General features: G+C 59.1%; 4 protein-coding genes, 1 tRNA gene and 4 pseudogenes. 5 read left to right on the top strand and 4 right to left on the bottom strand.

Annotated features, from left to right (window positions below; all coding sequences use genetic code 11):
* Positions 1 to 209: pseudogene (locus VJV58_RS11380) on the bottom strand (beta-(1-6) glucans synthase); the annotation flags it as partial.
* 237 nt (positions 210 to 446) lie between these two features.
* Between VJV58_RS11380 and VJV58_RS11385 the strand changes: the two are divergent.
* The 3 genes from VJV58_RS11385 to VJV58_RS11395 all read left to right on the top strand — a co-directional run bounded on the left by VJV58_RS11385 (position 447) and on the right by VJV58_RS11395 (position 4088).
* Positions 447 to 1019 (top strand): beta-1-3, beta-1-6-glucan biosynthesis protein, encoded by a 573-nt coding sequence (locus VJV58_RS11385; protein WP_324137451.1) that lies wholly within the window; start codon positions 447 to 449, stop codon positions 1017 to 1019.
* A 180-nt stretch (positions 1020 to 1199) separates the two neighbouring features.
* Positions 1200 to 3863 carry a glycosyltransferase gene (locus tag VJV58_RS11390; RefSeq protein WP_324137445.1) on the top strand — a complete coding sequence of 888 codons (2664 nt, stop codon included), beginning with the start codon at positions 1200 to 1202 and terminating at the stop codon, positions 3861 to 3863.
* Positions 3864 to 4012: 149 nt separating this feature from the next.
* Positions 4013 to 4088 (top strand) — tRNA-Lys (locus VJV58_RS11395).
* 42 nt (positions 4089 to 4130) lie between these two features.
* Here VJV58_RS11395 and VJV58_RS22395 read toward each other — a convergent pair.
* Positions 4131 to 4278 (bottom strand): annotated as a pseudogene (locus VJV58_RS22395) (IS481 family transposase); the annotation flags it as partial.
* A gap of 213 nt (positions 4279 to 4491) precedes the next feature.
* Between VJV58_RS22395 and VJV58_RS11400 the strand changes: the two are divergent.
* Positions 4492 to 4866, top strand: a complete 375-nt coding sequence (locus tag VJV58_RS11400) for a hypothetical protein (RefSeq protein ID WP_324137447.1) — start codon at positions 4492 to 4494, stop codon at positions 4864 to 4866.
* 868 nt (positions 4867 to 5734) lie between these two features.
* Positions 5735 to 5845 (top strand): annotated as a pseudogene (locus VJV58_RS22400) (PEPxxWA-CTERM sorting domain-containing protein); the annotation flags it as partial.
* Between the two features lie 99 nt (positions 5846 to 5944).
* On the opposite strand, the gene VJV58_RS11410 reads toward VJV58_RS22400, so the two are convergent.
* Together VJV58_RS11410 and VJV58_RS11415 are read right to left on the bottom strand one after the other, a co-directional pair.
* Positions 5945 to 6178 carry a hypothetical protein gene (locus tag VJV58_RS11410; RefSeq protein ID WP_324137449.1) on the bottom strand — a complete coding sequence of 78 codons (234 nt, stop codon included), beginning with the start codon at positions 6176 to 6178 and terminating at the stop codon, positions 5945 to 5947.
* Positions 6179 to 6422: 244 nt separating this feature from the next.
* Positions 6423 to 6813: pseudogene (locus VJV58_RS11415) on the bottom strand (MBL fold metallo-hydrolase); the annotation flags it as partial.

The raw sequence follows: 6813 nt of genomic DNA on the forward strand, positions 1-6813 counted from the left end.
ATCTCCTCCGCGCTGACATGCGTTGTCGGCGACAGCGGCGTCTGAGCGCCCCGGAAGGGTGCATAGGACACACACATCAGCTTGGCTTTAGGATCGATCGGGGCACGCGCAAGCGTGATCGGCATGGCCAGCCACCACCACACCGCGGCAATCGCACTGAGCGAAATGAGGAGAAGCGCCAGCGGCGTACGAAAAGAAATCGGTTCCATCCTTCGGGCTGGGATCGTCGATTAGCTTGTCCCCGCGCATCTGCCAAGAGCAGGATAGGCGCAATCGTTTTCGTTTGCTTCTGGCGGCTTTACCACGACGCGATAAAGTTGTGAGTTTGCTGGACAAAAACCTAAATGTCCGTCATGGGATTCGACCAGGTGCCTCCGCCGCATTGGGGACCTATTTGGACGGCATCAACGAGTTTATGAATGGGCCCAGAGCCAGTCGGGGACTTTATGCGTCGAAGGGTGCTTAAGCTTCAAAATGCGTTTTTGCGCCACTTCGCCGCTTCCGGGCTCTCACTGCTGATCGGTATGGCGGCTGCGTCAGCCCAGAGTGGCGATAGCAGGGCCCAGGACCAGTCCGGCAAAGCGGCCGCGGCCAGTGCGGCGCAGTCGGCGGAAGCGACCAAGGACAACCAGCGCAAGACCGACGAGTTCGCTGAAGCAGCCCAAGCCATCAACGGTCCAGCCGGAAACCCGGAATGCGTCTGGTTCGGCCGGCGTGTGGTGCGTCTGATGTGGCTGGACGATATCGATACCGCGCTTCGGCATCTTGATTTGTACGACCGGTTCGGCTGTCCGGGCGGTCACGTTCAGGCGACCTTTCGGTGCCTGACCCGGTTTGGCGGCCAGATTGATCCGAAGGTGGCCGAAACGTTGAACAGCCGTGTTCACGCCTGCTGGATCAATCCGGCCGTCCAACCCCAGGCTGCGGCTGCTGCGCCCGCAGCCTCGACCGGAAGCGCCGCCCCGGCCGCAGCCGGACAGGCCCCAGCACCAGCCGCTGCTCCGGCCCCGTCGAAATAGGCGTTGCAAGCGCGCAAGCGGCTGTTCTCGAAGATCGGCGCTTGCGCCCTCAAAACGCCACGGCGTCATAAGAGTTGTTAAATCGCGTGGCAGAGCTATGTTGAATTTGCCGCTGACTCGGTCGGATCTCGGGGACGGATCCGTGTCCCTGCCACTTTGGCCCCGTATGGTTTAGTTGCGATGCGCGCCGTCGTCGCTGTTGTGCTGTTTGTGACCGCCATTCACGCCGGTATGTGGGGGGCGCTTCGCGACAAGCAGCAAGCGCCCGACTTTACCGGGGTCCTGCCTAGCGTCTCCTATGCGCCGTTCGAAGGAACGGGCCATCCGGACGTCGATAACCTTCCAAGCGCCGAAAAAATCCGCGCCGATATGAAAAAGCTTGCGCCGCTGACGCGCGCGATCCGTCTTTACTCGTCCACGGGCGGCGTCGAATTGGTGCCGCCGATCGCAGCCGAGTTCGGCCTTAAGGTCACGGTGGGGGCGTGGATCGACAAGAACGCCGAGCGAAACGAGCGCGAGATCGACGCCGCGATCAACCTGGCGAGGCGCAACAGCAACGTGATCGGGGTGGTCGTTGGTAACGAGACCGTCTATCGCGGCGAGCAAAAGGTGGACGACCTCATCGAACTGATCAAGCGGGTCAAGAAGTCGGTCAATGTCCCCGTCACGACAGGCGAAATCTGGAACATCTGGCGCGACAATCCGCAGCTCGGCTACTCCGTGGACTTCATAGCAGCGCACGTTTTGCCGTATTGGGAAAACTTTACGGACAAGCAGGCTGTCGATCAGGCGGTCTCGATGTATCAGCTGCTGCGAAACCAGTTCCCCGGCAAGCGGATTGTGATCGCCGAATTCGGCTGGCCCAGCGCCGGCTACAATTTGAGGAATGCCGAGCCAGGTCCGTTCGAACAGGCTGCTGTGCTGCGCGGTTTCGTTACGCGAGCCGAAGCGATCGGCATGGAATACAACATCGTTGAAGCAATCGATCAGCCGTGGAAGTTCTTTGAAGGCGGCGTTGGTCCCTATTGGGGCATCCTGAACGCCGCACGCGAGCCAAAATTCTCCTGGACAGGCCCAATCGTAAACCCCGACTACTGGAAACTCGCAACGATCGCGGTGCTCGTTGGCATTCTGATGTCGTTGCCGATCCTCCGACTGTCCCTCGCTACCCCCATGCAGGCGCTGCTGTTGTCGTCGGCGGCGAATGCGGTCGGGGCGTGGGTGGCAACCGTGTTTGCTTATTGGGCCGGCCACTACTTTGTCTTCGGCTCAGCGTTTGCACTGACGCTGGGGTTGATCCTGTTGGTGCCCCTGGTGCTGATCGCGATGGCGCGGATCGAGGAAGTCGCCGCCATTGCTTTCGGCCACGCGCCGCGTCGCCTGCTGCTCGCGGCGGTGGCTCCAGCCGGGCAAGCCGCCGTTCCAAAGGTTTCGATCCATGTGCCGGCATATGCCGAGCCGCCGGAAATGCTCAAACAGACACTCGATGCAGTTGCGCGCCTTGATTACCCGAACTTCGAATGCGTGGTGATCATCAACAACACGCCCGACCCAACGTTCTGGCAGCCCATTCAAGATCACTGTCGCGCGCTGGGTGAACGTTTCAAATTCATCAACGCGGAAAAGGTCGAGGGCTTCAAGGCGGGCGCATTGCGCATCGCGATGGAGCGGACTGCAGCCGATGCCGAGATCATCGGCATCATCGACGCCGACTATGTCGTCGAGCCGGATTGGCTGAAGGATCTAGTACCGGTTTTCGCCGATCCCCGCGTTGGCTTGGTACAGGCGCCCCAGGATCATCGCGACGGCGGCCGTTCGCTGATGCATTACCTCATGAACGGCGAGTATGCTGGATTCTTCGACATCGGCATGGTTCAGCGCAACGAGGCCAATGCGATCATCGTTCACGGCACCATGTGCCTGCTCCGCCGCGCAGCCATGGATATGGTCGGCGGTTGGTCGCGCGATACCATTTGCGAAGATACCGATTTGGGGCTTGCGATCATCGAGCATGGCTGGGTGACGCATTACACCAATCGCCGTTATGGCCACGGCCTTTTGCCCGACACCTACGAGGCCTTCAAAAAGCAGCGTCATCGCTGGGCTTATGGGGGATTCCAAATCGTCAAGAAGCACTGGCGGCGTTTTCTGCCGGGCGCGAGCCGGCTCACGCCTGATCAGCGGCGCGAGTTCGCACTGGGCTGGCTGAACTGGCTCGGCGCCGAAAGTCTCGGCGTACTCGTGGCGATTCTAAACCTGATATGGGTACCCATCGTCGCCTTCGCGGATATCGCCATTCCCGACAAGATACTGACGCTGCCGATCATCGCCGCCTTTGTGGTCTCGCTTCTCCACTTCGCGGTGCTGTATCGCCTGCGTGTGCCCGTGAAGTGGGGGCAAATGCTGGGCGCCATGATTGCGGCGATGTCCGTTCAATGGACCGTGTCGCGCGCGGTCGCAAACGGCCTGATCACCGAACATCTCGCGTTTGCCCGTACTTCGAAAGGCGGCTTGTCGCGGATGTCGATCGAGTTCCAGGCTTTCTGGGAAGCGGTGATCGGCGTGCTGCTGCTGGTGGGCGCCGCGGTTCTCGTGGCCACCAACAGTTTTAAGCAGGTCCGGGAAATCTACGTGTTCGCAGCCGTGCTGGTACTGGAAAGCCTGCCATTCCTTTCAGCGGTTGCGATCGCAATTCTCGAGAACTCACGGCTCAACTCGTTCGAATTCTGGCGGAATACCGGCATAAGGACCGCGGAGCTGATCGGCCTGCGTCCAGTGGCTCTGCCGACGGTAATTGGCTCGTCGCAGCCTGTGGCCTCGGAGATTCACCCCGAGGCAAGTTGATCCGGGAAATGCCTTCGGCCAAGCCCCGGCTTGAGGAATTCGCGCTAACTGGCGGGATCAACTGGTTTATCCCCGTTCTCCCGTTCCTGTTCTCAGGCTGCCCAAGCTATTGACCGCCACCTAGCTGGCTCCTACACAGCGCGGCAAGTGAGCGCGTAGCTCAGGTGGTAGAGCACGTGACTTTTAATCATGGGGTCGAGGGTTCGAGTCCCTCCGCGCTCACCAAAACATAAGTGTCCGCCCGGACACATCGGTAACAGATCGTACCTAAGACATGGGTGACAACGTCGTGCCGAACGGGTTGTCGAGGTTGCAAGGTTTTCTGCTCCAGTTCGAAGTATCCCAAATCAAAATGCATGAAGCTGACGAGCCACATGCCGTCATCGACCTCGCTGATTCCTAGCTTCCAGGGCGCCGTGTCGGCGCTGAGTATGGACAGCAGGTGAATTGCCTCCCAACGACTCTATGACCGCCCGCTGGCAAGTCCGTATTTGCGGCCGTCCCGGGCCGTTCAATCGGGCCATGGCGCCGGGCTAACCGGCGCGGCTCTGTAGGAGTAGCTCGGGCAACCAAAGAGACTTTTTGGCGTTTAGGCTTGAAGCGCTCCTGAACGAAGGGAGGAGGTCTCATGTTTCGAAAAGCGTTGATCGCAATCGTTGCTGCTGCAGCTATAGCGACGCCGCCGACCGGCGCCTCTGCGCGTGGCGGGTTCAGCGGTGGTGGCTTTCATGGCGGTTTCCACGGTGGGTTCGCAAGAGGCGGTTGGCATGGCGGATTTGGCCCTGCTCTCGCTGGCGGATTGATCGCGGGAGCCGTGATCGGAGGTGTAGCATCGTCCGCATATGCCTGGGCGCCCCCCTACTACGGCGGGTATGGGACCAGCTATTATCGTTGCCCTGAACCCGGGTACGGGGAGTACTACAACTGCGGCGCCTATGCTGTGCCGGGATACGGCGGGTATGCACCCGGGTATTATGATTATTATGGACCCGGTCCTTGGTGAGCAGGCCAGGCTTTGCTGAATAGAGTTGAGGCAGCAAAAGTCGCCACCCGGCTAGGTTCGACCGCGGCTCGTTCAGTTGTGGGTGAAATTTGAAATAGGGCTTAGGTCGAGGCGCCTTCAACATTCGCAAGGAATACTTCGACCGCTGTCCGCAGGACGGCTATCAGACGGCTCGAAAGCCGTGCGATCTTTACTAACGAACATCGAGTCAGTATGAGGCGGCTCGTTGCGCTGAGTGATCAGTTGCTGGCCACGGTTGAGCTTAGCCATTTCCGGGCAAGATTCGATGAACGCTAGGAATGGAAAATTTTAAATTCGCGTGAGCCACATTGATAGGTAGTTTGCAATGAAAACGAAGTCGCTCGCTCTCGTATTGCCGCTGGCTTTCGGAATTGGCGCATCCACGGCCAATGCGGCTGTGCTCTTGAACGAGACATTCAATACATATCCTCAGCAGCTCAATTGGGTGCCTCCAGCGGCAATTTGGACAGTCACATCGGGCAGCGTGGATTTGATTGGCGAGACCCCAACGGGGACATCTTTTGACTTCTATCCGGGTAACGGCGGCTTCGTGGACCTTCATGGTTCGACGGGGGCTGCAGGAACCCTCCGCAGCCAGGTTACCTTTGCAGCGGGAGATTATAGTCTTGCCTTCGATCTAGGCGGCAACGCGCGCGGCGACGGTTCCAAAAGCACGGTGATTTCACTCGGTTCTTTCAGCCGCACACTGACGTTGGCTTCGAACGACCCACTTCAACAATTCTTGTTTTCATTTACGACGACCATCGCGGGCAGCCTGTCGTTTGCCGATCTTGCCGGCGGCAACATCGGAAATATTCTGGACAACGTGAGCTTGTCCTCCGGCTTAGCATCGGCCGTCCCGGAGCCCTCCACTTGGGCCATGATGATCCTCGGCTTCGCTGGCATCGGCTTCATGGCTTATCGGCGTAAAGAGCAACGCGCTCTTCGTCTCGTTTGACGCAATCAGCGTTGAAGACAGGGTCGCCCTTCGGAGGTGGTCTTTTTCGTAGTCCGAGCCCGTATTGCCAATCTGGGATTCAGGAGCGATGTACGAGTATCAGGGCCAGCGCCTTATCTCGTTTGGCAATAACTTGAGAGCCGCTGTTTCGCGGCCGGTCAAACGTGAGGCGAAAACTCTGACGTCCGCTTCAGGCGGGAAAAAGGTTTTGATTCTTGCTTCCGCCTCCTCTCTGGTCGAGCAACCGACCACATACTCACGCCGTTGGGTTGAGCCATCGGCGGCACGTACATCAAGCATCACGACGAAGGCCTCATCAACATATTGCGCCATCTAGCAATTATGGCCCGAAATCTCTCTGGGGCCATAGGTGTCAACTAAGTTCGCTCGCCTTGGTTGATCTAATTTATTTGAAACCGGACCGAGACGTTGGAACGATCGCTGCCAAACAACGTTCGTCGAAGCCTTTGGCCGGTGCTTGCGCCGCCCGCTGAATGGCTCTTGTACGAAGGGCCGCTGTGCGGCTCTGGTTTTGCGGCGTGGCGCGGGCGGGCGGAGATCCCGCTTTCCATTTGGCTCAGACCGGAAGCTGCAATTCCATGAGGTCCTTTGCCACGCTGACCCTGCCCGCATAGTTTTCCCGAACGGCGGCGATCCATTGGTCGTCGGTTACTTCGATATCGCCGGGCACGAGATGACTGAGTACCAACAGCTTCACGCCGGCCGCGGCGGCAATCTTCCCGACATCCTGCGCGGTCGTGTGGCTCGCCAGCAAATGCTTGCCGAGTGTGGCGCCATTCTTCACGCGCGCGACGAGCTTGTCGACAAAGGGCGCGTAAAGGGCCTCGTGCACCAACACGTCAGCTCCCTTGGCAAACTCCGCGAGCTTCGGATTATATTCGGTGTCGCTCGAGAACACGATCACGCCATCTGGCGTGGTGAACTTGTAGGCAAAGTTGTCGGTGATG

The sequence above is a fragment of the Bradyrhizobium sp. genome (assembly GCF_035273305.1).
Lineage (GTDB): Bacteria > Pseudomonadota > Alphaproteobacteria > Rhizobiales > Xanthobacteraceae > Bradyrhizobium.

What these genes read in the sequence shown, in the direction of transcription:
- VJV58_RS11385 (WP_324137451.1), top strand. Translation starts at nt 447, where the DNA reads ATGCGTCGAAGGGTGCTTAAGCTTCAAAATGCGTTTTTGCGCCACTTC.
- VJV58_RS11390 (WP_324137445.1), top strand. Translation starts at nt 1,200, where the DNA reads ATGCGCGCCGTCGTCGCTGTTGTGCTGTTTGTGACCGCCATTCACGCC.
- VJV58_RS11400 (WP_324137447.1), top strand. Translation starts at nt 4,492, where the DNA reads ATGTTTCGAAAAGCGTTGATCGCAATCGTTGCTGCTGCAGCTATAGCG.
- VJV58_RS11410 (WP_324137449.1), bottom strand. Translation starts at nt 6,178, where the DNA reads ATGGCGCAATATGTTGATGAGGCCTTCGTCGTGATGCTTGATGTACGT.